Annotated in this window: 28 protein-coding genes; 2 read left to right on the top strand and 26 right to left on the bottom strand. The window is 39.5% G+C overall.

The features are described from left to right. Window positions 1-48: 48 nt before the first annotated feature. From ABZ559_RS06095 to ABZ559_RS06030, 14 genes are all read right to left on the bottom strand, one after another. The gene (locus tag ABZ559_RS06095; RefSeq protein ID WP_367007634.1) at window positions 49-303 is read right to left on the bottom strand and encodes a GNAT family N-acetyltransferase; all 255 of its coding nucleotides are present in this window, start codon (window positions 301-303) and stop codon (window positions 49-51) included. A gap of 134 nt (window positions 304-437) precedes the next feature. After that, window positions 438-752 carry a phosphoribosyl-ATP diphosphatase gene (gene hisE, locus ABZ559_RS06090; RefSeq protein ID WP_367007539.1) on the bottom strand — a complete coding sequence of 105 codons (315 nt, stop codon included), beginning with the start codon at window positions 750-752 and terminating at the stop codon, window positions 438-440. A 140-nt stretch (window positions 753-892) separates the two neighbouring features. Then, window positions 893-1,213 (bottom strand): phosphoribosyl-AMP cyclohydrolase, encoded by a 321-nt coding sequence (gene hisI / locus ABZ559_RS06085; protein ID WP_317335960.1) that lies wholly within the window; start codon window positions 1,211-1,213, stop codon window positions 893-895. Beyond that, the gene (gene hisF, locus ABZ559_RS06080) at window positions 1,210-1,968 is read right to left on the bottom strand and encodes an imidazole glycerol phosphate synthase subunit HisF (protein WP_367007538.1); all 759 of its coding nucleotides are present in this window, start codon (window positions 1,966-1,968) and stop codon (window positions 1,210-1,212) included. The genes hisI and hisF overlap by 4 nt, the downstream gene beginning before the upstream one ends. Before the next feature lies 1 nt (window position 1,969). After that, window positions 1,970-2,689: a 1-(5-phosphoribosyl)-5-[(5-phosphoribosylamino)methylideneamino]imidazole-4-carboxamide isomerase gene (gene hisA / locus ABZ559_RS06075; protein WP_321058527.1), complete on the bottom strand. Its 720-nt coding sequence runs from the start codon at window positions 2,687-2,689 to the stop codon at window positions 1,970-1,972. 218 nt (window positions 2,690-2,907) lie between these two features. After that, entirely contained in the window at window positions 2,908-3,519 is a 612-nt protein-coding gene (gene hisH / locus ABZ559_RS06070; protein WP_367007537.1) for an imidazole glycerol phosphate synthase subunit HisH, read from the bottom strand. 1 nt (window position 3,520) lies between these two features. Further along, entirely contained in the window at window positions 3,521-4,105 is a 585-nt protein-coding gene (gene hisB / locus ABZ559_RS06065; protein ID WP_367007536.1) for an imidazoleglycerol-phosphate dehydratase HisB, read from the bottom strand. After that, entirely contained in the window at window positions 4,102-4,749 is a 648-nt protein-coding gene (gene serB / locus ABZ559_RS06060; RefSeq protein ID WP_367007535.1) for a phosphoserine phosphatase SerB, read from the bottom strand. The genes hisB and serB overlap by 4 nt, the downstream gene beginning before the upstream one ends. Further along, the gene (hisD, locus tag ABZ559_RS06055; protein ID WP_367007534.1) at window positions 4,736-6,019 is read right to left on the bottom strand and encodes a histidinol dehydrogenase; all 1,284 of its coding nucleotides are present in this window, start codon (window positions 6,017-6,019) and stop codon (window positions 4,736-4,738) included. Before hisD ends, serB begins: the two co-directional genes overlap by 14 nt. Then, on the bottom strand, window positions 6,016-6,663 hold the full coding sequence (gene hisG, locus ABZ559_RS06050; RefSeq protein WP_273403476.1) for an ATP phosphoribosyltransferase: 648 nt from the start codon (window positions 6,661-6,663) through the stop codon (window positions 6,016-6,018). Before hisG ends, hisD begins: the two co-directional genes overlap by 4 nt. Further along, window positions 6,660-7,637, bottom strand: coding sequence for an ATP phosphoribosyltransferase regulatory subunit (locus ABZ559_RS06045; RefSeq protein WP_277290776.1), 978 nt, complete (start codon window positions 7,635-7,637; stop codon window positions 6,660-6,662). The genes hisG and ABZ559_RS06045 overlap by 4 nt, the downstream gene beginning before the upstream one ends. Then, complete coding sequence (gene hisC / locus ABZ559_RS06040) at window positions 7,637-8,689, bottom strand: histidinol-phosphate transaminase (protein ID WP_367007533.1); 1,053 nt, start codon at window positions 8,687-8,689, stop codon at window positions 7,637-7,639. The genes ABZ559_RS06045 and hisC overlap by 1 nt, the downstream gene beginning before the upstream one ends. Before the next feature lie 358 nt (window positions 8,690-9,047). Beyond that, a complete protein-coding gene (locus tag ABZ559_RS06035; protein ID WP_018376567.1) occupies window positions 9,048-9,590 on the bottom strand; it encodes a tRNA (cytidine(34)-2'-O)-methyltransferase in 543 nt (180 codons plus the stop codon). Window positions 9,591-9,768: 178 nt separating this feature from the next. Continuing rightward, a complete protein-coding gene (locus ABZ559_RS06030) occupies window positions 9,769-11,604 on the bottom strand; it encodes an APC family permease (protein ID WP_367007632.1) in 1,836 nt (611 codons plus the stop codon). A gap of 197 nt (window positions 11,605-11,801) precedes the next feature. On the opposite strand from ABZ559_RS06030, the gene trkA reads away from it, so the two are divergent. Beyond that, window positions 11,802-13,151, top strand: coding sequence for a Trk system potassium transporter TrkA (gene trkA / locus ABZ559_RS06025; protein WP_273403484.1), 1,350 nt, complete (start codon window positions 11,802-11,804; stop codon window positions 13,149-13,151). Between the two features lie 3 nt (window positions 13,152-13,154). Beyond that, on the top strand, window positions 13,155-14,594 hold the full coding sequence (locus ABZ559_RS06020; RefSeq protein WP_367007532.1) for a TrkH family potassium uptake protein: 1,440 nt from the start codon (window positions 13,155-13,157) through the stop codon (window positions 14,592-14,594). A 51-nt stretch (window positions 14,595-14,645) separates the two neighbouring features. On the opposite strand, the gene yidD is transcribed toward ABZ559_RS06020, so the two are convergent. The 12 genes from yidD to ABZ559_RS05960 all read right to left on the bottom strand — a co-directional run bounded on the left by yidD (window position 14,646) and on the right by ABZ559_RS05960 (window position 23,289). Then, complete coding sequence (gene yidD / locus ABZ559_RS06015) at window positions 14,646-14,885, bottom strand: membrane protein insertion efficiency factor YidD (protein ID WP_367007631.1); 240 nt, start codon at window positions 14,883-14,885, stop codon at window positions 14,646-14,648. Next, entirely contained in the window at window positions 14,885-15,610 is a 726-nt protein-coding gene (locus tag ABZ559_RS06010; RefSeq protein WP_018376468.1) for a pseudouridine synthase, read from the bottom strand. Before ABZ559_RS06010 ends, yidD begins: the two co-directional genes overlap by 1 nt. A gap of 117 nt (window positions 15,611-15,727) precedes the next feature. Next, on the bottom strand, window positions 15,728-16,303 hold the full coding sequence (gene scpB, locus ABZ559_RS06005) for an SMC-Scp complex subunit ScpB (protein ID WP_018376469.1): 576 nt from the start codon (window positions 16,301-16,303) through the stop codon (window positions 15,728-15,730). Between the two features lie 15 nt (window positions 16,304-16,318). Next, window positions 16,319-17,026 carry a segregation/condensation protein A gene (locus tag ABZ559_RS06000; RefSeq protein WP_273404908.1) on the bottom strand — a complete coding sequence of 236 codons (708 nt, stop codon included), beginning with the start codon at window positions 17,024-17,026 and terminating at the stop codon, window positions 16,319-16,321. Then, window positions 17,016-17,765, bottom strand: coding sequence for a site-specific tyrosine recombinase XerD (gene xerD / locus ABZ559_RS05995; RefSeq protein ID WP_367007531.1), 750 nt, complete (start codon window positions 17,763-17,765; stop codon window positions 17,016-17,018). The genes ABZ559_RS06000 and xerD overlap by 11 nt, the downstream gene beginning before the upstream one ends. Next, complete coding sequence (gene cbpB / locus ABZ559_RS05990; protein ID WP_277290781.1) at window positions 17,758-18,225, bottom strand: cyclic-di-AMP-binding protein CbpB; 468 nt, start codon at window positions 18,223-18,225, stop codon at window positions 17,758-17,760. Before cbpB ends, xerD begins: the two co-directional genes overlap by 8 nt. Beyond that, a complete protein-coding gene (locus tag ABZ559_RS05985; RefSeq protein ID WP_367007530.1) occupies window positions 18,222-18,743 on the bottom strand; it encodes a metallophosphoesterase in 522 nt (173 codons plus the stop codon). The genes cbpB and ABZ559_RS05985 overlap by 4 nt, the downstream gene beginning before the upstream one ends. Then, on the bottom strand, window positions 18,725-19,723 hold the full coding sequence (locus tag ABZ559_RS05980) for a nucleoside-triphosphate diphosphatase (protein WP_367007529.1): 999 nt from the start codon (window positions 19,721-19,723) through the stop codon (window positions 18,725-18,727). Before ABZ559_RS05980 ends, ABZ559_RS05985 begins: the two co-directional genes overlap by 19 nt. Window positions 19,724-19,736: 13 nt before the next feature. Beyond that, window positions 19,737-20,537, bottom strand: coding sequence for a glutamate racemase (gene racE / locus ABZ559_RS05975; RefSeq protein ID WP_273404899.1), 801 nt, complete (start codon window positions 20,535-20,537; stop codon window positions 19,737-19,739). 155 nt (window positions 20,538-20,692) lie between these two features. Beyond that, on the bottom strand, window positions 20,693-20,935 hold the full coding sequence (locus tag ABZ559_RS05970) for a YneF family protein (RefSeq protein WP_018376476.1): 243 nt from the start codon (window positions 20,933-20,935) through the stop codon (window positions 20,693-20,695). Between the two features lie 321 nt (window positions 20,936-21,256). Beyond that, window positions 21,257-22,501 carry a diaminopimelate decarboxylase gene (locus tag ABZ559_RS05965; RefSeq protein WP_367007528.1) on the bottom strand — a complete coding sequence of 415 codons (1,245 nt, stop codon included), beginning with the start codon at window positions 22,499-22,501 and terminating at the stop codon, window positions 21,257-21,259. A gap of 98 nt (window positions 22,502-22,599) precedes the next feature. Continuing rightward, complete coding sequence (locus tag ABZ559_RS05960) at window positions 22,600-23,289, bottom strand: Bax inhibitor-1/YccA family protein (protein WP_018376478.1); 690 nt, start codon at window positions 23,287-23,289, stop codon at window positions 22,600-22,602. Between the last annotated feature and the right edge of the window lie 35 nt (window positions 23,290-23,324).

Here is a 23,324-nt window from a genome sequence, read left to right as displayed (position 1 = left end):
CTCTATAGGCCATGTAATAAGTTTTAACACCTTTAAAAGGAAGGTCATCTAAACTGCATAGATTTGAAAATCTTGCTTAAGGTAAAAATCCCTAGTTTGGTAAGAGCGTGTGGTTGAAACAATCGTTTTTAGGCCTGATTTTTTGGCAAAATTTTTAATCTCTTTGAGAAGACACCTTCCCAGACCCTTCCTTTGATACTGACTTTTGACAGCAAAATCACAGATTTTCAGTGTCTCATACAACCTTTGACAAGACGCTACCGCCAAAATTTGCTGTTCTTTCTCTAGAACAAACTGAAATATTTCTTTTTGTTCACGGGGCTTTATTTCCTGAAAAAAGTTTTCATACTGTTGTGTAAAAACCTAGTCAAAGAAGTCAGACAAATCGCCTTGATATCGGTGAAAGTGGTAAGTCATCGCACTACCTCACGTTTTCTCTAATAATCGGTCACTTCCTTACGATCGTGGACATTGCTTTTTTTGCCCTGACGATCTTCCAGTACTCTATTGACATCGTCCGGCGTCACGCCAGTTTCAACCAGCATAACGGCCAAATGATAGAGGACATCGGCTGTTTCATTGGCAATTTCTTCTTTGTCTTCATTTTTAGCACCGATGACAACTTCGGTGACTTCCTCACCGACTTTCTTTAAAATCTTGTCCAGCCCCTTATCGAAAAGATAGTTGGTATAAGATCCTTCTTTGGGATTTTTTTTTCGATCTAAAGCCTCTTGATATAGTGTTTCTAACATTTTTACTCCTTTAAAAATAGTAGGATTAGACTTGTTTTTCACAAAAAAAACTGTCCAAAATTCTATCAAACTGAACTGACAAAACAGTGTACTTGGTAAGGTGTAACTGTTGTCCTAAGGCGTGTTTATTCAACTTGCTTTTAGAAAATCTCATTAAAAAAGCAAGAATAAGCTCCCGTATGGCAGGCTGCGCCAACTTGCTCCACAGCAATGAGCAGGGTGTCTTGGTCACAATCTGTTTTGATGGATTTGACGTATTGATAGTGCCCGCTTGTAGCTCCTTTATGCCAAATTTCATTACGAGAACGGCTCCAATAATGCATTTGCTTGGTTTCAAGGGTCAGTTGATAGGCCTCTTGATTCATATAGGCCAGCATAAGGACTTGATTAGTCTGGTAATCCGTCACAATAACTGGCACCAGTCCATTTTGTTTTTCAAAATCCAGTTTGATTTCTGTCACAGTCTCACCTCAATTCCCGCATCAGCCATGGCTTTCTTGGTATCTGCGATAGCAACTTCTCCATAGTGGAAAATGGAGGCTGCTAAGGCACCCGTTGCTGGGGTTTCTTCAAAGACTTCCACCATATTCTCAATATTTCCAGCACCACCCGAGGCAATGATAGGCACATCCACAACCTCAGCCACAGCATTTAACATATTAAGGTCAAATCCTGATTTGGTTCCGTCTTTATCCATGGAAGTAAGTAAAATTTCGCCAGCCCCCAAACCGACTGCTTCTTTTGCCCATTCAATTAAATCCTTACCTGTATCTTTGCGGCCGCCAGCCACATAAACATGCCATGTCCCATCTGTTTGTTTTTTGGCATCAATAGCTACCACAACACACTGGTTACCAAATTTCTGAGCACAGTCTGCTATTAGCTGCGGATTGGCAAGGGCAGATGAATTGACTGCTACTTTATCAGCACCAGCTTTGAGCATTTTATTCATGTCTTCGACCGAACGGATACCACCGCCAACAGTAAAAGGAATAAAAACTTGATCAGCCACGTGCCGCACCATCTCTACTGTTGTTTCACGATTGTCAGATGTCGCTGTGATGTCTAAGAAAACCAACTCATCGCAACCAGCTTGGTAATAAGCACGTGCTGAATCTACGGGATCGCCAACATCGGTGAGATTGACAAAATTAACACCCTTGACCACACGACCGTCTTTGACATCAAGGCAGGGAATAATTCGTTTTTTTAGCATCTTACCCTCCAAATGATTTTAATTGGTCTAGGCTGATATTGCCATTATAATAGGCCTTGCCAACGATAGTGCCAGCTACTCCAATTTCTTGAAGTTTAGTGAGATTGCCAACATCTGCAATGCCACCAGAAGCAATAACTTTAGCTGTGGTCAGTTCAGATACCAAGTGCTGGTAATGCTCATAATTTGGTCCAGTCAGTGTACCATCTCGGTCAACGTCGGTGTAGACAAAGAGACTAACACCCATTTTTTCCATTTCTTTAGCTAAGCTAATATAATCAACCGTGCTTGTTTCTAGCCAACCCTCGGTGGCAACGTAGCCATCTTTGGCATCAATACCAACGACAATCTTATCTGCCCCAAACTTATCCAGCGCAGCTTTGACAAAGCTAGGATTTTTAACTGCCATAGATCCAATGATAACACGGTCAATACCAACATTGAGGTAATCTTCAATCTGCTCGAGCGTGCGAATGCCGCCGCCGACTTCAACACCAAGGCCTGTCGCCACCTTCAGTGCTGCTATCAAATCACGATTGGTGGCTCGCCCATCCAAGGCACCATCTAAATCCACCACATGAATAAACTCTATACCGGCATCTGCAAAAAGGCGAGCCTGTCCTAGAACGTCGGGATTGACTACTGTTTTTTGATTAAAATCTCCTTTAAAGAGACGGACAGCCTGGCCATCTTTAATATCAATAGCAGGAAGAATTTGCATAATATATGATGCGAGAACGTCTAAAAAGCAATCGAATTTTAGGAAGGTAATAAGGACTCTTTATTCCTTAGACAACTCATCTAAATTCCGAGCTTTTAGCTCGAACTCAATTCCTTTCTTTCTTATTTACTTAACAAAAATAACTTGGTTATTCCGTTAAATCTTAGCATGGGTTCAGTTCAGAAAATACCTAAATGAACCATCCTTTATAATTTATTTCATCGCTCACACAAGTCCACAAATTTTTTGAGAATACCCAGTCCAACATCCCCTGATTTTTCAGGGTGAAATTGAGCGCCAAAGACATTATCTTTGTGAATCATGGCTGGAACAGAAATAGAATATTCTGCGGTTACATCAATGTATTCCTGAGGAACATCTGTAAAATAGCTGTGCACAAAATAAACTGCTTGATCTTGTAAGCCAGTCGTCAGCGGCGACTCCTGCTTGACCTGTAAATCATTCCAGCCCATGTGGGGAACAGGATAGCCAGCCATAGCAGGAATTTCTTGACAAAGTCCGGGAATGAAGCCTAGACCAGCCGTTTCATGATGTTCCAGCCCTTTTTCAACTAATAATTGCATGCCAAGGCAGATCCCTAAGAGCGGAGTTCCTTTAGCAACAGCCTCCTTGATTGCAGATACTAGACCGCGTTTTTCCAGCTCTGCCATTGCCGCAGGAAAGGCTCCCACACCTGGCAAAATCAAACCCGAAGCTGCCGTTATCTTTTGCGGATCAGCTGACAGTTCTGCTTTGACCCCTAGCTTATTCAACGCTCGCAAGACATTAGCAGTATTGCCTGCATCGTAATCAATCACAATTATTTTCATATCACAACGATCCTTTTGTTGAGTTTACCCCATGTATTTCGGGATTTAACGTTACCGCTTCACGAAGCGCGCGGCCGGTCGCCTTAAAGAGACTTTCTGCCTTGTGGTGGGTGTTCTTGCCGTGCAGAATTTTCAAATGCAGATTCATTTGAACATTAAAAGCAAGAGCTTGGAAAAATTCCTCAACGAGCTCTGTATCAAAATTGCCTAGCTTAGGATTGTCAAAAGTTGCGTCAAAGACTAAATAGCTACGGCCTGACAAATCAAGACTGGCCATCCCAAGTGTTTCGTCCATGGGCACAAAACTGGTTCCATAGCGGTTAATTCCCGCTTTATCTCCCAAAGCTTGGCGCAGGGCTTGACCGAGAGCGATTCCCACATCCTCTACGGTATGGTGGCTGTCCACCCAAAGGTCTCCGTCAGCCTTAACCACCAAAGACAGCCGTCCATGACGGGCAAAAAGGGTTAGCATGTGGTCAAAAAAACCTACACCTGTTTGAATATCAACAGGTTCCTGAGCATCTAAATTTAGACTCAATTTAATTTTGGTTTCAAAGGTATTGCGTTCGATTTCCGCTTGTCTCATTTTCTTACCTCATCTAATATCTCAATCACTTTATACAAATCAGGTTCATTGATTTGGTAGGGTGCCTGCTCGCGTACGATTGGTTTGGCACAAAAGGCGATACCGATGCCGGCTGACTGAATCATGGGCAAATCATTGGCGCCATCTCCCATGGCAACAGTCTCTGCCAGCGTCAACCCATTTTCAACAGCCCAATCGCGGAGCTTTTGCACCTTGACTTCCTTGGTCACAATGTCGCCATAGGTTCGGCCTGTCAGGACGCCGTCTGCCGTCTCCAAGTGGTTGGCCATAACATAGTCAATATTGGCTTCTGCTGCCAGTCGGTCAACCGTCTCATGAAAGCCACCTGAAACTAGACCAACCTTATAACCACGCGCATGCAACTCTTCCACCAATTCCTTGGCATTTTTATTAAAATGGATGCGGGCATAAACTTTGTCAAAAATAGATTCTGATAGTCCTTTCAAGGTCGCCACACGCTCAGCCAGAGCTTGCTTAAAATCCAATTCTCCCCGCATGGCACGCTCAGTAATAGCAGCCACTTGCTGACCAACACCAGCCTCTTCTCCCAATAAATCAATCACTTCTTCTTGGACCAGGGTTGAATCCACGTCCATGACTAACAATCCTTTAATTTTGGTCATTTCTCACCTCAATAGCTCTAGCATGGGCCTGCAACCCTTCAGCATAAGCCAAGGTAGTAATATCCTTTTCAGCCGCATTGACAGCAGCCTTGCTGTATTGAGTGTATTGGATACGTTTGATAAAATCATGCACCCCTAGAGCTGATGAAAAGCGACTGGTAGCGGTGGTTGGTAGAACATGATTGGCACCAGCGTAATAATCCCCAATAGGCTCACTAGTGTAATGTCCTAAGAAGATAGAACCTGCATTTTCAATCTTATCTAGATAATCATAAGCATTTTCCATAGCCACTTCCAAATGCTCTGGAGCAACTTGGTTCATGAGATCAAACATGTCATCTACATTCTCAGCAATGATAATGCGACCGTTATTTTCGATAGAGGCGCGGGCAATTTCCTGACGCGGCAAGGTTTGCAGTTGTTTTTCAATCTCAGCCTCTACCGCATCAGCCAACGTTTCAGAATTGGTCACCAAAATCGCGCGAGCCAATTTATCATGCTCAGCCTGCGACAACAGATCTGCCGCCACAAAAATTGGATTAGCCGTCTGATCCGCAATCACACCAATTTCTGATGGCCCTGCAATCATATCAATCCCAACAAGCCCGAAAACTTGTTTCTTAGCCGTAGCTACAAAGATATTACCAGGACCAGTGATTTTATCCACTTTAGGAATACTTTCTGTTCCATAGGCCAAAGCAGCAATTCCTTGAGCACCGCCAACCTGATAAATCTTGTCCACACCGGCCAGTTTAGCAGCTACCAGAATGGCTGGGACAAATTCCTTTTGCGGAGGTGTAATCATGATGATTTCTTTGACTCCTGCAATTTTAGCAGGAATAACATTCATAAGAACAGAAGACGGATAAGCAGCTGTTCCACCCGGCACATAGACACCTACGCGCTCAATGGGACGAATGAGTTGACCGCGAATGACACCTTCGGTAGGGCCGTCTTCAAACCCTTTTTCTAATTGTTGACGGTGGTAACTTTCAATATTCGCTTTTGCCTTTTCAAGAGCCGTAAGGACAGCTGGATCAACCTCTGCAAAAGCGTGGTCAATCAAATCTTGTCCTACCTCAAAATCTGTTAAAGTGATATGATCAAATTTGAGAGAGTATTCTTGCAAAGCCTTATCACCTCGAGATTTCACATCATCAATGATAGTTCGCACGTTCGCCTCAACATCTACATTTTGCCTGCTTAATTCCAACTGTTCTTGATAAAGCAAGGCAGCAATTTCTTCATTACTTCCTTTTAAACGTTTCATTTGAAAGGCACCTCCTCGTTTCCGACAATAGCTTCAATTTTTTTGATAAAAGCCATAAGTTCTGGATTATTTTTTATGGCAGCTTTATTGGCAATAAGCCGAGCTGATATGCGACAGATATCTTCAAAGACGACCAAACCATTGGCAACCAATGTATTACCAGTTTCGACAATATCAACAATAGCATCTGCTAGACCTAGAACAGGTGAAATTTCAACACTGCCCTGAATAGAAATAATTTCAACATCTTCTCCTTTTTTATTGAAATAATCTCTAGCCACAGTTGGGTATTTGGTCGCAATCCGCTTCCGTTTATGATCATTGGGGTTATAACTTGGTACAGAAGCAACAGAAAACTTGCAAAGTCCAAAGTTCAAATCCAACATTTCCAAATATCCCATTGGATGCTCAATGAGGACATCCTTTCCAACGACACCAATATCTGCAACGCCATGTCGAACATAAGTCGTCACATCGGGAGCTTTGACCAATAAAAATCGGAACTTCTTATCGGGACTCTCAAAAATCAGATTGCGTCCCTTATCAGCCATAAAACTCATATCAAAGCCAGCTTTTTTCAACAAAGCTACCGTATCTTTTTCAATCCTTCCCTTAGTCAGGGCGATAGTCATTTGATTAGTCATCTTGCCCCTCCTCTATCACTTAACTCATCGTGGATAGCTTGGTAAATACTGTCCACATCTATAGCCCAGCCTACAGCAGTTAGTTTTTTAGCACCAAAACGCTCAAAAAGTTTATCATAACGGCCTCCTGAGACGAAGGCATCTGGAACCTTTTCTCCAAAAACCTTAAACATCATGCCAGTATAATAAGGCATACGTGGTAACTGCCCTAAATCAACAGTTACCTGAGCAAAGTCATTTCCCAGCCAACCAAGCAAATGTTCAATGTCATCCAGAGCAGCAAGCACCTGGCTATTTTGAACTAAATTACGCGCTCTGGTAATTACTGAAGTCGCCTCACCAAATAAGAACGGGAGTTCTTTCAGAAAAGCATCAAATTCACTGGAATTAGATTTGGTAAATTCATGCAGAACCGTGATATTTTTATCCCGAATAGCCGTTGACAGCTCTTCAACCAAATCCTTATCTAAATCTAACTCATCAAAAATAGTTTGTAAAATAGCAGCATGAGAAAATTCAAATTGATAGTTTTTTAGCCTTGCTACCTCCAAGGCTTCCTTAGCTAATAGAATAGCCTCTTGCAAAGCATCTTTTGCTGGAAAACCTACAATTTCAATACCAGTCTGAGTATGTTCATTGGCCAAACCACGCATCTCTTCATTATAATTAAAGACTTTGCCAGAATAAGAAAATTTAACAGGTGTGTTAACACGAGTAGATGCAATCACCCGTCCAATCTGGCTGGTGATATCAGGTCTCAAACTCAACAACTCCCCTTGTTTATCAAAGAAATTATAGTTGCTAGCATTGATGGTATCTGAGAAAACTTCAAAATGTTCTAGAGTTGGTGTTTCAATACGATTAAAACCTTGTTCCATCAGTAAATCACTGATGTCCCTTTCAATTTGATACATGACACGCGCTCGTTTAAAAAGTTTGTCATGCATACCTGTTGGTAAACTTGTTTTTTTCATCACAGCAACTCCTGAATTGTTTCGACCACTTTTTCCATCTCAGCCTGGGTGCCTATGGAAATGCGCAAATAATTTTTAATACGTTTAACGTTTGGGAAATAACGAACATAGATTTTCTTATCCTGAAGATAGTTGAACAGCTCTTCGGCACTAACATCTTGTGACTCAGTCAAAATAAAATTTGTCTTCGAATCAAGTACATTAAATCCAAAACTTCTTAATTTTTCGCTAAACCAATCTCGTGTTTTTATTATTTTTTGGCAATTTTCCTGATAATAATCCCAAGATTCTACAGCAGAAACCGCTAGATATTCTGCAATACTATTGACATTATAAGGATTAATAGAATTTTTAATGGCATTGATAACCTTCATCAACCGAGGACTTCCAATACCATAACCGACCCGCAATCCTGCTAGTGCGGCATCCTTTGAAAAAGTTCGAGTAATAAAAACATTATCGTATTTTTGAAGCAGGGGCAGAGCTGTCTGACCACCAAAATTGATGTAGGCTTCATCAATAATAACAACCACATCTTGGTTGGCCTTGATGATTTCCTCAACTTCATCCAAAGGTTTGTAAATCCCAGTTGGAGCATTAGGATTGGTCAACACAATACCACCATTTTCCGCAAAATAATCAGCTGTCTCAATTTCATAACGAGTATTGAGAGGAATTTCATGATAATTAATATGATAAAGCTCAGCCCAAACTTTGTAAAAACCATAGGTCATATCAGGAAAAAGTATCGGTTCATCAGCATTGAAAAAAGCAAGAAAAGCCATAGATAAGATATCATCTGAGCCATTTCCAATGATAATCTGATCTGGATCTATTTCTAGTTTCTTGCCTAGAGCTGTTCTTAAGCTTTCTTGATCTAAGCTTGAATATTTCCGTAAATGATCAGTATCAAAATCAACAAGCGCTTGGGCAACTTTTGGACTTGGGCCATATGCATTTTCGTTAGTATTGAGTTTAATAATATCTTTTTCCTTGGGCTGACTACCTGCTACATAGGGGGTAATCTTTCGTAAACCTTTTATCACTGACATCTTAGCTCCTTTCTCTACGAGAAAACAAAAAGTCCTTGCAAAAAAATCTTGCAAGGACGCTTGAGGCGTGGTTCCACCTTAGTTCAGCAGACAGTCGCCTATCTGCTCTCACGAAGTATCGAGACTTCTGATTCGTAACGTGAACCCACCGTCGTACACTACTCTCAACCTTGATTTTGCATACGCACTCAAGAATGTGTTGTCTAAGGATTGCATGCCGTCTCACCCCCCGGGCACTCTCTGTCTGTTGTCTTAGACGCTTTCTCTCATCGCTTTATATTTGAAATATATTTTACATGAAAATTCTGATAATTGCAAGTATATTTTGTACTTTTTTATTAAAAGTACTATCTCCCTACTACTTTAGCTTGTCATGCTCATAAGTGTGGCTCAATTCAAGATTAGGAAAAGCTTGCTGTCTCAAAGCTTCATAGACAATCATGCAGACTGTATTAGAGACATTGAGGCTGCGAACATGTTCATCATTCATAGGAATGCGCAGAGCTTTTTCCGCATGTACCCGCATAAATTCTTCAGGTAACCCCTTATCCTCACGCCCAAACATGAAATAATGCGCCAGCCCATCACTGTAGTTTTCGTCTGAATAAACCTTACTTGCAAATTTACTGACTAGATGAACTTTTCCAGAACATTTTTCCATGAATTCATCCAAACTATCATAAAAAGTCACATCAAGTTTATCCCAGTAATCAAGACCAGCACGCTTCATTTTGCGGTCATCAATGGGAAATCCCATAGGGCGGATAATGTGAAGGGGGCTATTGGTTGCCGCACAGGTTCGGGCAATATTCCCAGTATTTTGTGGAATCTGTGGCTGAAAGAGAACAACATGATTTTGAACATGTTCTCTTTCTTGATAATTTAATTCTTCAATGTTCATGTTTGGTCTCCATCTTGACATAAAAATAAACCACAGTGCCCGGAGTCAAGCTCAGCAGACAATGTGGTTGATGGCGATTCATTACCTTAAATCATAACAGGTTTGATTTAAACTAACGAATTCATGTACTTTATTATAACACTTTACATATTAATGTCAATCCTTTTAACTCTTTTTTTCATTTTTTTAAGTGGAAAGAGTAGGAACTGATAACAATATCCTCATGCCAGCGTAAACGTGCTTTAAGACGCAAACTCATTTGGTTGTGGAGCATATTTTGCCAACCGTGTTTAGGGACAAACCTTGGAATAACAACCGTCATTGTTTGCCCTTCCTTATTGGCTTCGCGACTGATCTTTTCAACAAAACACACTGTCGGACCGATGATATCACGGTAAGTAGATTCAATATTGATAAAGGTAACATCAGGAAAATAGTCATGAAACTCAGCATCAATTTCTTCGTCTTTTTCTTTTGTTTCCAAGGTTGAAACATGCATAGCAATGACGGTATCGCCAATACTTTTAGCATAATTGACCGCTCTGATACTTGCTTGTGTCATATTACCAACAAGTACTAGGACTGTATTCCCTGAGTATTGAATATTCTTAACTTCATCCGTCAAACGTAGTTGGAGAGCAACATTGGTATAGTGATGCTTAATGGAAATGAAAAGAAACATCAGAGCACCGATGATTGGGAAAAACGGCCAAATATCTGATAAACGGAAAAGCAATAAAACAATAATAATGAGGTAACAGATTGCAGCACCAATAATATTAGCCAAAGAATGTCTAAGAAAACCCTTACCATATTGTCGTTTCCAGTGAATAACCATCCCTGTTTGCGACAAAGCAAAAGGAACAAAAACCCCAATTGTGTATAAAGGAATCAAACGTTCAGTTGATCCTTCTGACAAAAGCAAAAGTAAAATCGCTCCCAAGGCCAAAGTAATAATACCGTTAGAGTAGCCCAAACGCGCCCCTTTCTCCATAAACATGTGAGGCATGTATTTATTTTTTGCCATACTAAAAGACAACATTGGAAAAGCTGAAAAGCCAGTATTAGCTGCTACAGCCAAGATAAGAGCCGTTGACAATTGAAATACATAAAACAAGGCGTTTCCTAAAGCAGAGTTTCCAAAAATAATTTTCGCCATTTGTGCCAAAATTGTAATATGTTGGGAAGGCAAAATTCCTAGCCAATAATTCAGGAAAGTAATACCCGCAAACATAATCCCCAATATCAAGGACATAATAGCCAAAGTTTGGGCCGCATTGCGCTCCTTAGGTTTTTTGAAAAATGGGACCGCATTTGAAATGGCTTCTACCCCTGTCAAAGAGGCTGAACCACTTGTGAAAGCGCGTAATAAAAGAATAATACCGACACCAGGCACCACTTTCCCAACGTGTGCTGTTGCATTGTAAGACAGATGCCCCGTCGCAATTTGGAAAAAGCCAAAACCAATTAAAAACAAAGCTGAGGCAATAAAAAGATAAACAGGAATCATCAAAGAAGTTGCTGACTCTCTTAACCCTCGCAGATTCATAAGCATCAATCCCACTATCAAAATAAGAGAGATGGCTAAATTATAATCCTTAAGTACTGGTAGAGCAGAGGTGATTGCATCAGCACCAGAAGAAACCGATACTGCTACCGTCAACATATAATCAACTAAGAGGCTTCCACCAGCCACTAGACCAGCAAGGGGCGAGAGATTCTCTGTAGATACCATATAAGCACCGCCACCTTTAGGATAGGCTCGTATAACTTGTTGATAAGAAATTGTTAAACTTGCTAACAAAACTAAAACAATAATCCCAATCGGCAGTGACCACCAAATAGCAGCTGCTGAAATAGCTGTTAGGACAAGGACAACCTGTTCGGGACCATAGGCAATTGAAGACAAAGCATCACTTGATAGCATAGCCAAAGCTTGAGACTTTGTTAACAAATGTTCCTCATCACCCTCATCGGCAGATTTTAGAGCCTTACCAATAAGAGCTATTTTCATCTTTGTAAACACTTATAACTTCTCCTCATAATTAAAATACTAAGAGATTATAGTCTTCTCTTTAGGAGTTTTCAAGAGATTTTCAGAAAAAATATATAACTGTAATAATTCAGTATTTTATTAGGATTTTAAACATTAAAGAAACGTGCATTTTCTCAAAAAAATGGTATGATAGAGAGTATAATTTGGAGGTTGCTATGAAAATTATTGTTGTCGGCGGAGGAAAGGTCGGTACTGCCCTCTGTCGCTCACTTGTCGAAGAAAAACACGATGTCATTTTAATTGAAGAAAAAGAATCTGTTCTAAAACGTATCACTAAACGTCATGATATTATGGGGATTGTTGGCAATGGTGCTAACTTTAAAATTTTAGAGCAAGCTGATGTCAAAAGCTGTGACATTTTTATTGCCATCACTGACAAAGATGAAGTTAATATGATTTCAGCTGTCCTAGCTAAAAAAATGGGAGCCACTGAAACAGTAGTACGTGTACGTAACCCTGAATACTCTAATGCTTACTTTAAGGATAAAAATTTCCTCGGTTTCTCCCTTGTGGTCAATCCTGAATTGTTGGCGGCACGCTATATTGCTAATACCGTTGACTTTCCCAACGCACTTTCTGTTGAACATTTTGTCAATGGCCGTGTCATGCTTATGGAGTTCAAAATCGTTGATGATAGCAAGCTATGTCAGATGACACTTAGCCAATTCCGAAAAAAATTTGGCAATTTAGTTATCTGTGCAATTGAACGTCAAGGTGACTTGATTATTCCCGATGGTGAAGCAACACTTGAAACTGGTGATAAAATTTTTGTTACTGGTAATCGTGTTGAGATGATTCTTTTTCACAATTTTGTAAAATCAAAGATTGTAAAGAATATGATGATTATTGGTGCGGGTAAAACAGCATATTATTTACTTAACCTACTCAAAAACACAAATATTAATCTCAAGGTTATTGAAGCAAACTTTGAGCGTGCCGAGCTCTTTAGCCAAGAATTCCCAAATGTCCATATTGTTCATGGTGATGGAACCGCTAAAAATGTCCTTCAGGAAGAAAGCGTCGAAAGTTTCGATGCTGTGGCAACATTGACTGGAGTTGATGAAGAAAATATTATCACCTCAATGTTTATAGAAACACTTGGAGTCGCTAAAAACATTACCAAGGTTAACCGCACAAGCTTACTTGAAATTATAGATACCAATCAATTTTCAACCATTGTTACACCAAAAAGCATTGCCGTTGACACCATGATGCATTTCATCCGTGGCCGTGTTAACGCTCAAGACTCTCATCTAGAGGCTATGCATCACGTTGCAAATGGACGTATTGAAACCCTTCAGTTTGAAATTCGTGAAGGTAATAAAATGATTGGAAAAAGTTTGTCATCTCTTAAATTTAAGAATAATTTGCTGATTGCAGCTATTATTCGCAACGGACGAACGATCTTCCCTACTGGTGATGATATTTTAGAATTTGGAGATAAAATTGTCGTTATTACGCTCCTAAAGAATATCACCCATATCTCTGATTTGCTAGCGAGGTAGGCTATGAATAAAAGTATGGTACGTTACCTTTTATCCAAGTTACTATTAATTGAAGCTGCCTTACTCATTGTTCCTCTAATCGTTGCCGTGATTTATCAAGAATCTCCTTTGGTTTTCCAAAGTATTCTTGGAACTATGACAATACTAGTGCTTTTAGGTGGCTTGGGAAGTATTTTTAAACCTAAAAATTATCACATTTATACAAAGGAAGGTTTGCTGATTGTTGCACTATGTTGGATTCTATGGGCCTTCTTTGGTGGACTCCCTTTTGTCTTTGCTGGGCAAATTCCAAATATCATTAATGCCTTTTTTGAGATGAGTTCCGGTTTTACTACTACTGGAGCTACTATCCTTCCTGACACAGCTGTATTGTCTCCTTCCTTAATGTTTTGGCGTAGTTTTGCTCACCTTATAGGAGGAATGGGAGTACTTGTTTTTGCCCTCGCTATTATGGAAAATAGTAAAAATAGTCACTTAGAAGTCATGCGAGCTGAAGTGCCAGGACCTGTCTTTGGTAAAGTGGTCTCTAAACTAAAAAACACCGCTCAACTTCTTTATATCATCTACTTGATTATGTTCGCCATATTTACCGTAATACTTTGGTTAGCTGGAATGCCTCTCTATGATAGTTTTATTATTGCCATGGGTGGGGCAGGGACAGGGGGCTTTGCGGTTTATAATGACAGTATCGCTCACTATAATAGCTCGCTCATTACGAACATCGTCTCCATAGGTACTCTTCTTTTTGGAATTAATTTTAATCTCTACTACTTCCTTCTCTTGAGAAAGTTTAAAGCTTTCTTTGGTGATGAAGAATTGCGCACTTACATAGGGATTGTTATTATTTCCACAGTGTTAATTTGGCTAAATGTCAGTGGACTCTATGAAACCTCTTATAAAGGATTTGAATATTCCTTTTTTGAGGTTGCTACTGTCATTACAACGACAGGCTTTGGAATTACTGATATTACTGTCTGGCCTCTCTTTTCACAAGTTATCTTACTCTTACTAATGTTTATTGGTGGGTCTGCTGGGTCAACAGCTGGTGGTATAAAAGTTATGCGAGCTTTGATATTATCTAAAATTTCAAAAAATCAAGTCTTATCTTCACTTTATCCAAACCGTGTTACCACACTCCACATCAATCACCAACCTCTAGATAAAGAAACACAGCATGGTGTCCTAAAATATTTAGCAATTTATGCCATGATTCTTTTAGGGCTCATACTCATTTTATCTCTAGATAATAATAATTTTATGGTCGTTGTCAGTGCTGCTGCCTCTACCTTTAACAATATTGGACCAATGCTTGGAACATCTGATACTTTTGCTATTTTTAGCCCATTTTCAAAACTTATCATGTCTTTTGCCATGATCGCAGGACGTTTAGAAATCTACCCTGTTCTTCTCATGTTTATTCCAAAAACATGGTCTAAATACTAGAGTTCATATTGAAAAATCCCCTCAAAAATAACTTGAGGGGATTTTTATGTGTCAGTCGTTGCGATTTCTATGTAAACTAAAATGGTCTGGAACAGGGTCTTCTCCTCCTTCAACAAGCGGATGACACCGAAGAATACGGGCAATTCCCATAAGGATACCTTTGACCCCATGTTTTTCAATAGCTTCGATCATGTAAGCCGAGCAAGTCGGTTTGTAGCGACAGGATGGTGGAAAGGCTGGAGATATGAATTTTTGATAAAAGCGAACAGGTGCTATCAAAAGCTTTTTTATCATTTAACCTTATTAATAGCCATGTTATGCAATTGACTAATTTCTTTTTTATTAAGCCTGCGTGATTCACCTGGACGTAGACCTGTCAAATCCAGATTCCCGAAACGAATGCGAGATAGCTTGTCCACCAATAGTCCTACACTTTCAAACATTTTTTTAACCTGATGATTGCGACCTTCATGAATAGTCAATTCAACGACAGAGCGGTTCTTTTCTGGCTCAACTTTGATAATATTATAACGTGCTGGCTTAGTTTTCTTGCCATCAATAACAAGGCCTCTAGTCAATGGACGAAGATTCTCCTTAGTCGCTATGCCTTTAACACGCGCCAGATAAACCTTGTCAATCTCATTTCGAGGATGAATCATCTTATCAGTGAAATCCCCATCATTGGTTAAAATTAACAAACCAGATGTGTCCCAGTCAAGTCTCCCGACAGGATAAATCCGCTCCTTTACTTGAGGTAGAAGGTCAATAACAGTTTTGCGCCCTTTCTCATCAGATACTGATGAAATCACACCTCGCGGCTTATTGAGAAGATAATAGACTTTCTCCTCATTGTAAATCGGTGTTCCTTCTACTTCAACAAGATCACCAGCTTTGACAATTGTCGCCAATTCTCTAACAACCTGACCATTGATGGTCACAAGACCTTTTTTGATAAGTTCTTCAGCTTTACGGCGGCTGGCAACACCAGCATGCGCAATGTACTTATTTATTCTCATTTTCTTCTCCTCGCGGACTCACGTCCGTGTTTTTTGATATAGTTCACTAGGGTATAGCAGTGGATCACTGGTTATCCTAATATACAACAAGGTGTGCTATGAAAATAGCAGAGGTAATTACTCATTTTTCTCTTCTTCTGGAATCTCAGTGGTGTTGAATAGTGTCATCTCTTCTTCACCAATTTCCACATCAGAAACATCAACAAGTTCTGCCAAATCATTGATACCCATAAAATCCAAGAAATAATCAGTCGTTGCATATAAATTTGGTCGACCAATAACCTCTTTCTTCCCAGCTTCTGTAATCAAACCCAATGCCATAAGTTTACTAATAGCAGAAGTTGAATTAACACCTCGAATATCATCAACCTCAATTCGTGTGATGGGTTGCTTGTAGGCAATAATAGACAAAACTTCTGTGCTGGCACGCGATAAACTTTGATTAACTGGTGCCTTGGCAAAATCACGCAACAAGTCAGCAAAAACTTCTTTTGTTACCAACTTATAAGTATTTGATGTTTCCAAAAGACAAAGACTGGAACTATCATCTTCTTGGTATTTTTGCGACAATTTTTCCAACTGTTGCTGAAGAGCTGTGGGGGTAAGATTCAATAGACTAGCCAACTGGCGCAAACTCAAGCCATCCTCACCCGCTACAAAAAGCAATGCTTCAACTTGGGCTAAATAATTCATATCATGCTTCTCCATCTACTCGGTAGGTTTGGTTAAAATAATATCCCCAAAATTTTCATCTTGTTCAACTACAGCCTCATGAATTTTTATCAGTTCCAGAGTCGCTAGAAAAAGTGTCAGCATTTCTTGAACAGACTGACATTCTTCAAAAACAGTGGTCAAGGTCAACACTGGCTGAACTGCCAAACGCTGCTGTATGCTACTCATCATATCCTCAATCCGAAAATCATCACGCTCAATAACCGTATGATTACGCCGAAAGGACTCTTTCTTATCAGCCATAAGCTTTGAAAAAGCAAGAAAAAGATCCATGGTAGTCTTGTCCTGATTCAGCACCGCATTTTCAAAAATCAATTCTTGCTTTGGCTTCGAATAAAACTTGGCTCTCTCTTCGTGCTGGAGTGTCATCTCTTCACTAAGAACCTTGAAACGACGATATTCCTCGATTTGTGAAATTAAAACTTGCTCAAGATCCTCTTCATCTGCCTGCTCTTCTACTACCTTAGGCAAAAGTTTTCGGCTTTTTATCAGCATAAGCTGACTGGCCATAAGCATATACTCACCTGCCACCTCTAACTTCATAGCTTGTAAGGTTGAAATGTACGTCAAGTACTGCTCTATCACCTCCACAATGGGAACATCATAAATATCCATCTGGTATTTGGATACTAAGTGCAGCAGTAAATCCAGAGGTCCTTCAAAATCTTTTAATTTAATATCCATTCTTATAATACTTCTCCAGCGTTATTGGACTTTTCAGACCTAGAAGCCGACTAACCTGGCTTATGCTTTTCCCGTCTTCCTTTTGCTTTAGAATAAATTGCTGACGCAGATCTTTAGCTGTCAAAGTTGTTAAGCCTATCTCAGCCAAAAAATCTTTAAGCCGTTGAAAAAACCACTGTCGTGAGTAAGATTTGCCATTCTTATCAAACAGATAAATCTGATCAGAAGAGACAGCACGTTCTAAATAAGGTAGAAGCTGATGTGGAATTTCCAAAACGCGAACACTGCCACTCTTCCCCAAGCGTAAAATAGCAAAATCAAGGTCAAGATCAATCAACTTGATTTCCTTAAGTTCATTTGGTGCTAGGCCTAATTCTAAGATTAGTAGAGCAATCAGTTGACCTGAGATATATTTTGTTTCTTGGTAAAATAAACTTCTATCAATCAAATTTTCTTTGACTACTTGAGCGACTAGTTTCTCACTATTCTTCAGCTTAAAAAAGGTGTCAATTCTACCAGTCTCATAAAGAAAGAATAAAAATTGATTGACTGCTGACAACTTGCGTTTCTTGACAGAAACCTTGAGTTTAGTCAGCGACTGTTCATAAAGCGCCAGCTTTTCTCGGGTAATGGTATCGCAAACTGTCGTCGCAAATTGTTGAAGGTCATAAAAATAGGCTGCTCTGCTATTTTCTGACAACTCCTTACTGGCTACAAAGGCGTCTATCCACTCAATCATGTTTTGACCTTATCTCATAATCGTCGGTAAAATCATGTAAAAGGCTATTTACGGCTTTCAAAATGGATTTACGCGTAATAATACCAATGAAAATATTATCTTTATCAACAACAGGAAGAAATGGATATTCCACCAATTTGTGCATTGTTTCTGTCAGAGTTGCCTCAATAGGAAGGGTTTCAATTTTATCGTTGACCATATATCCAATATCCATAGAAGTCATTTCCCAATCTGCTAAATGATGTTTAGATTGATAAGAAAGGATATCTGAGATACTGATAGTCCCAACATACTTCTTATCTTTGGTAATGACTGGCACTCGCGAATAACCATTATTAGCCAAAAGTAGCATAACATGTTCAGCATTGTGTGTATCAATAAAAATTGCTAAATCATCAGCAGGAATAAGATAAGAATCAAGGTGGCTTAATAAAAATTGTTCAAATTCTTTTGCAATCATCGTGAAAAATCCTTTGAAATAGCTGGAAAAAGTTTGTGGTCACGTGTGTAATAGTCAACTTTGATACTATCAGTGGTTATCTCTACCAAAGCATAGAGTTTTTCGTTGATTTCTCCACGAGGCTGTAGAACACTACCAGGATTAATAAAAACGATATTTCCCTCTTTCCAAGCTGCTGCCCGGTGAAGGTGACCATAAAGACAAATATCTGCCTGTGCTTCCTGAGCAAACAAATCCAGCCTATCCCACATAAAATTAATGTGATAAAGGTGACCATGTGTTTGAGCAATGGTTGCATTTGGTAAGTGGACAACCAAACTATTTGGATATCCTGAGTCATAGTCACAATTCCCTGCCACTACATGGATACCTTCCCAAATTGGATCTGAACTAGACAATTCAGAATCACCATTATGAAAAATAGCATCTACTTTCCCCAGATAACGTTCCTTGATATTTTTAACATTTTCTCGGTCACCATGTGAATCACTCATCACAACTATTCTTGTGCTTGCCATTTTGGAAATACCTCCATCAATTTCTTGACCGCTTGACCACGATGGGAGAGCTCATTTTTTTCTTCTGCTGTTAACTCCGCAGCATGACGACCCGTTTCCCCAACAATAAACAGTGGGTCATAGCCAAAACCATTTTTACCTTTAGGCTCTGTAGCAATGTAGCCTGCCCAATCAGCATCAACTACCAAGCTTTCCTTGCCCGGCGCTGCTACAACTAATGTTGTATGGAACTGAGCAGAACGCTTTTCCTTGTCAAAAACCATGGCCAACTCATGCAATAGTTTAGCATTATTTTTTTCATCAGTTGCGTCTGGTCCAGAAAAGCGAGCAGACCAGACCCCCGGCAATCCACCCAAAGCATCAACTTTGAGTCCTGAATCATCAGATAAGACCATTTTACCAGTCAATTCAGAAATCGTTTCAGCTTTTAGACGAGCGTTTTCCTCAAAAGTAACTCCCGTTTCTGCCACTTCGGGCAAGTCTGGATAGTCATTAAGATTTTCAACCTTGATGCCTAGAGCTGCAAACATCTTTCGAAACTCTTTGGTTTTACCTTCATTGCGCGTTGCAATCAAGATAGTGTCCCCAATCTCATCGATGCTGCCACTTCCAAAAAAGTCTTTTAATAACACCCCACTCTCTGGCAAGTGTACCAGTAAAAGTTGTTCTCCTTCTTTTACCAGAATAGCCCCTTGGTGTTGAAAAACCTTGAACTGACGATTGTTTAATTTATTCAATACCTCACAGGCAAACTGAAAAAGCCTAAAGTCTGATTGTAATTTGATAACTTCAATACTGACACACTGGTTATAATTTTCATCATCATAGTTCCCAGGGATAAGTTGATTTAAGAGATGACCTATCTGAAAAACTTCTTGCTCTCTCCCTATTTCTCCGAAACTGCTAATTAGATTGGCAAAATTAGCTTTTCCGATAAACCAGTTCTGTTCATCTCTGTATTCGTAAATTTTTTCGCTCATTCATACCTCACTTCTAATCACTCAGTTCAACGTGTTCAACACTCAGATCCCGACCTAGCCAATTAACGGCAATTTGCTTAAAGCTTTCAGGGTTGGCCGTTGTGTAAAAACAGTGTTCCTTCATCTCAACAGCCCTACTACGATTAATTTGAAAATAATTCAATAAAACAGAAATATCACGTACACACTCGGCACCACTATCAATTAATTTTACTTTAGGTCCCATGACATTTTGAATAATTGGTCGCAAAAGTGGGTAATGTGTACATCCTAAAACAAGTGTATCAACCCTACCGACCAAAGGTGCCAAACTTTCGTACACTACCTTTTTAGCAATGCTCGAATTGATTTGATTGGATTCCACCAGTGGCGCAAATTTAGGACAGGATAAACTTTTAACCTCCATCTGAGGTGCCAAAGCCATAATCTTCTGCCGATAAATATCTGAGCTAATGGTCATCGGAGTTCCAATAATACCAATATTTCCAGTCAGAGTAGACTTAATTGCCGCACTAGATCCAGGCAAAATCACTCCTAAAACAGGAATATCCAGTTTCTCTTTGACTTCCTCCCAAGCAACAGCTGTTGCTGTATTACAGGCAAAGACTATCATCTTAACGTTTTTGGTCAGTAGAAAATTAACCAGTTCCCAAGTGTATTCACGAATTTGTTCGGCTGGTCTTGGTCCATAAGGAGCCCTAGCGGAATCACCAATGTACACAATTTCCTCAAAGGGTAATTGTCGCATCAACTCCTTCACAACTGTCAGCCCACCAACACCTGAATCTAAAAAACCAATTGGTCTATTATCCATAAATTTTCTTCCTAAATAGAACGTAGAACACTTAAAAACTCAGTTGGTGAGCCAACTGAGTTCTTCTTTTTTGAGCCTTTTTGCTCAAGAATCTAGTTTGCTGACTGCTTTTAATCACCATCAAAACAGTCTTTTCTAATTGATTTAGACTAAAACTATTTTTTCTTAGCCTTTGCAGCTTCTTTAGAATGTTTAATAATATTACGGTAGGTTTGTTGAATCTTAGCTTCATTTGGCTTTTGACCCATTTGACTCATCATTTCACGAAGAGCATCTGGGGTTAATCGTGGGTGTTCGCCGAGTTCTTTCTCAATTTGCTTACGAGCAATATAAGCACCTCCGACAAGGCCAGCACCAAGAGCTACGATAATCAATAAAATCCATACAAAAGTTGGCATAATTCTTTAATTCTCCTAAGTTTTATTACGTTCTATATTATAGCAAAAAAGTGTTAGCTTTACAAACTCCAGTAGCCTTTTCAAAGAAAATAGTAAGACCTTTAAGAACAGATAAAACAAAAAGAAACTCATTTACTCACTAGAGTAGAGAGTTTCATAACTTTGTAATTTTTCTTTTTTTAGTCAATTAACTTTGAGTAAATACTAATTAATAAACATCACAACTCAATGCGTCAAAGAGACCGTTTTCAACGCGCATCAATAGCAATAGCACAGTAACATTATCAATCTCTGTTTCGAGTATATTATTGCTCCAAAACTTTATTTCTCAAAATCAAAGCCATACAAGGTTGCGAAATAATCTTCCGGTGTTTCAGCACGGCGAATCAAGCGAGCCGAGCCATCTTCTTGGAAGAGAACTTCCGCCGAACGCAGGCGTCCATTATAATTATAGCCCATTGAAAATCCATGAGCACCCGCATCGTGGATAACTAAAGTATCTCCAACACGTGCTTCAGGCAATTCACGCTGCTTGGCGAATTTATCGTTATTTTCACATAGAGAACCAACCACATCAACGACTTCAACCTTTCCACTTGGATTAGTCATATTAGTGATGTGATGGTAAGACCCATACATAGCAGGTCGCAGCAAATTGACCGCTGATGCATCTACACCAATGTAATCTCTGTAAGTTTTTTTGCGGTGTAAAACCTTTGTTACCAAAAGACCATGAGGAGCCAACATAAAGCGTCCTAACTCAGTGTAAATACTGATATGACCGAGTCCAGCTGGCACCAAAACCTCATCAAAAACGTGATGCACACCTTCACCAATAACAGCAATATCATTAGGTTCTTGGTTAGGAAGGTAATTAACGCCGATACCGCCTGAAAGGTTGATAAAACTGAGTTCAACACCGGTCTTTTCCTTGATTTCAACAGCTAATTCAAATAATTGTTTTGCCAAAGTTGGATAATAATCATTAGTCACCGTGTTAGAGGCCAAGAAAGAATGAATCCCAAATCTTTTGACACCAGCTTCTTTCAAGTCCTTAAATCCTTGAATAAGTTGATCATGTGTCATGCCAAATTTTGACTCTTCCGGATTGTCCATAATATCCGTTCCTAGAGCAAAAACACCACCAGGGTTGTAACGAAGAGAAATGGTATCAGGAAGACCAACCTTGTCCTTGATAAAATCAATCATCTCGTAAGCATCAAGATTAATAGTTGCTCCAATTTCCTTTGCGTAGGCATACTCACGCTCAGGTGTATCATTAGACGAAAACATAATATCAGTGAAGCCCAATTTATGCGCCATCAATAGTTCAACCTCTGTCGCACAATCCACACCGCACCCTTCCTCTTGTAAAATCTTCAAGATAGTAGGATTCGGTGTTGCTTTGACCGCAAAATATTCTTTAAAGCCTTGGTTCCATGCGAAGGCTTTGTTAACTGCACGCGCTTTCTCACGAATACCTTTTTCATCATAAAGATGGAAAGGTGTCGGAAATTGTTCCGTTATCTTATCTAAATCTGCTGTTGAAATAAAGGGTGTTTTCATAGTCTATCCTCAAAAATTCAAAATATTAAAACTATTATAACATAAAGCACTGCTATTGCAAAAAATACAGAAAAAAGTTGGCAAAAAGCCAACTCTCATCAATCATTTCTCGCAAATAAACGTAAGATATTTAAGAACAAGTTGATAAAATCAAGGTAGAGACTGAGCGCCATAGAAATAGCCCAGCCATCTCCAACATTACCACCAGTAGCATCGTAAACACGTTTAATCATCTGATTATCATAAGCAATGAGACCTGAGAAAATTAAAACGGATACAATACTAATGATATAACTCATGGTTCCTGAACCAATAAACATGTTGATTAGACTTGCCACAATAATACCAATAATTGCCGCAAAGAATGCTTTAGCTAAACCTGACAAATCCTTTTTAGTCACCACACCTAAGACTGCCATAACCAAAAAGACTACCACCGATGTCAGAAAGGCTTGAAAGACCGTTGTTCTGGCATAAGAAAGAATCACAAAGCTGAGCGTGAAGCCATTTAGAGCTGAGTAAGTTAAAAACAAAGGCAAGGCCAACGGCGAATTTTTTCTTGCCGAACCGGAAGCGACGAAAACAAGCACCAATTCTAATAAAATCGCACCATAGTAAATCATAGGGGAATTTATCATGATTCCTAACATGTTATCCGTAAAAATATAAAGCATGAGGTAGGAAACGAAGGCTGACAAGCCAATCCCCATACCAACCAGGCCATAAATTTTGGCAAAGAAGCGGTTTAAACCACTGTCTGCTTCTGTGTAAATAAGATTATCGTTCATCATATCTCCTTAAAAATAAATAGAAACTAAGCGGA

The organism is Streptococcus sp. ZY19097 (assembly GCF_040731245.1).
Lineage (GTDB): Bacteria > Bacillota > Bacilli > Lactobacillales > Streptococcaceae > Streptococcus > Streptococcus orisratti.
This window is presented reverse-complemented; position numbering and strand designations above follow the sequence as displayed.

Excerpts from the sequence above, each read along its gene's own strand:
- hisE (WP_367007539.1), bottom strand. The coding sequence starts at position 752 with ATGTTAGAAACACTATATCAAGAGGCTTTAGATCGAAAAAAAAATCCC.
- hisF (WP_367007538.1), bottom strand. The coding sequence starts at position 1,968 with ATGCTAAAAAAACGAATTATTCCCTGCCTTGATGTCAAAGACGGTCGT.
- hisA (WP_321058527.1), bottom strand. The coding sequence starts at position 2,689 with ATGCAAATTCTTCCTGCTATTGATATTAAAGATGGCCAGGCTGTCCGT.
- hisH (WP_367007537.1), bottom strand. The coding sequence starts at position 3,519 with ATGAAAATAATTGTGATTGATTACGATGCAGGCAATACTGCTAATGTC.
- hisB (WP_367007536.1), bottom strand. The coding sequence starts at position 4,105 with ATGAGACAAGCGGAAATCGAACGCAATACCTTTGAAACCAAAATTAAA.
- serB (WP_367007535.1), bottom strand. The coding sequence starts at position 4,749 with ATGACCAAAATTAAAGGATTGTTAGTCATGGACGTGGATTCAACCCTG.
- hisD (WP_367007534.1), bottom strand. The coding sequence starts at position 6,019 with ATGAAACGTTTAAAAGGAAGTAATGAAGAAATTGCTGCCTTGCTTTAT.
- hisG (WP_273403476.1), bottom strand. The coding sequence starts at position 6,663 with ATGACTAATCAAATGACTATCGCCCTGACTAAGGGAAGGATTGAAAAA.
- ABZ559_RS06045 (WP_277290776.1), bottom strand. The coding sequence starts at position 7,637 with ATGAAAAAAACAAGTTTACCAACAGGTATGCATGACAAACTTTTTAAA.
- hisC (WP_367007533.1), bottom strand. The coding sequence starts at position 8,689 with ATGTCAGTGATAAAAGGTTTACGAAAGATTACCCCCTATGTAGCAGGT.
- ABZ559_RS06035 (WP_018376567.1), bottom strand. The coding sequence starts at position 9,590 with ATGAACATTGAAGAATTAAATTATCAAGAAAGAGAACATGTTCAAAAT.
- ABZ559_RS06030 (WP_367007632.1), bottom strand. The coding sequence starts at position 11,604 with ATGAAAATAGCTCTTATTGGTAAGGCTCTAAAATCTGCCGATGAGGGT.
- trkA (WP_273403484.1), top strand. The coding sequence starts at position 11,802 with ATGAAAATTATTGTTGTCGGCGGAGGAAAGGTCGGTACTGCCCTCTGT.
- ABZ559_RS06020 (WP_367007532.1), top strand. The coding sequence starts at position 13,155 with ATGAATAAAAGTATGGTACGTTACCTTTTATCCAAGTTACTATTAATT.
- ABZ559_RS06010 (WP_018376468.1), bottom strand. The coding sequence starts at position 15,610 with ATGAGAATAAATAAGTACATTGCGCATGCTGGTGTTGCCAGCCGCCGT.
- scpB (WP_018376469.1), bottom strand. The coding sequence starts at position 16,303 with ATGAATTATTTAGCCCAAGTTGAAGCATTGCTTTTTGTAGCGGGTGAG.
- ABZ559_RS06000 (WP_273404908.1), bottom strand. The coding sequence starts at position 17,026 with ATGGATATTAAATTAAAAGATTTTGAAGGACCTCTGGATTTACTGCTG.
- xerD (WP_367007531.1), bottom strand. The coding sequence starts at position 17,765 with ATGATTGAGTGGATAGACGCCTTTGTAGCCAGTAAGGAGTTGTCAGAA.
- cbpB (WP_277290781.1), bottom strand. The coding sequence starts at position 18,225 with ATGATTGCAAAAGAATTTGAACAATTTTTATTAAGCCACCTTGATTCT.
- ABZ559_RS05985 (WP_367007530.1), bottom strand. The coding sequence starts at position 18,743 with ATGGCAAGCACAAGAATAGTTGTGATGAGTGATTCACATGGTGACCGA.
- ABZ559_RS05980 (WP_367007529.1), bottom strand. The coding sequence starts at position 19,723 with ATGAGCGAAAAAATTTACGAATACAGAGATGAACAGAACTGGTTTATC.
- racE (WP_273404899.1), bottom strand. The coding sequence starts at position 20,537 with ATGGATAATAGACCAATTGGTTTTTTAGATTCAGGTGTTGGTGGGCTG.
- ABZ559_RS05970 (WP_018376476.1), bottom strand. The coding sequence starts at position 20,935 with ATGCCAACTTTTGTATGGATTTTATTGATTATCGTAGCTCTTGGTGCT.
- ABZ559_RS05965 (WP_367007528.1), bottom strand. The coding sequence starts at position 22,501 with ATGAAAACACCCTTTATTTCAACAGCAGATTTAGATAAGATAACGGAA.
- ABZ559_RS05960 (WP_018376478.1), bottom strand. The coding sequence starts at position 23,289 with ATGAACGATAATCTTATTTACACAGAAGCAGACAGTGGTTTAAACCGC.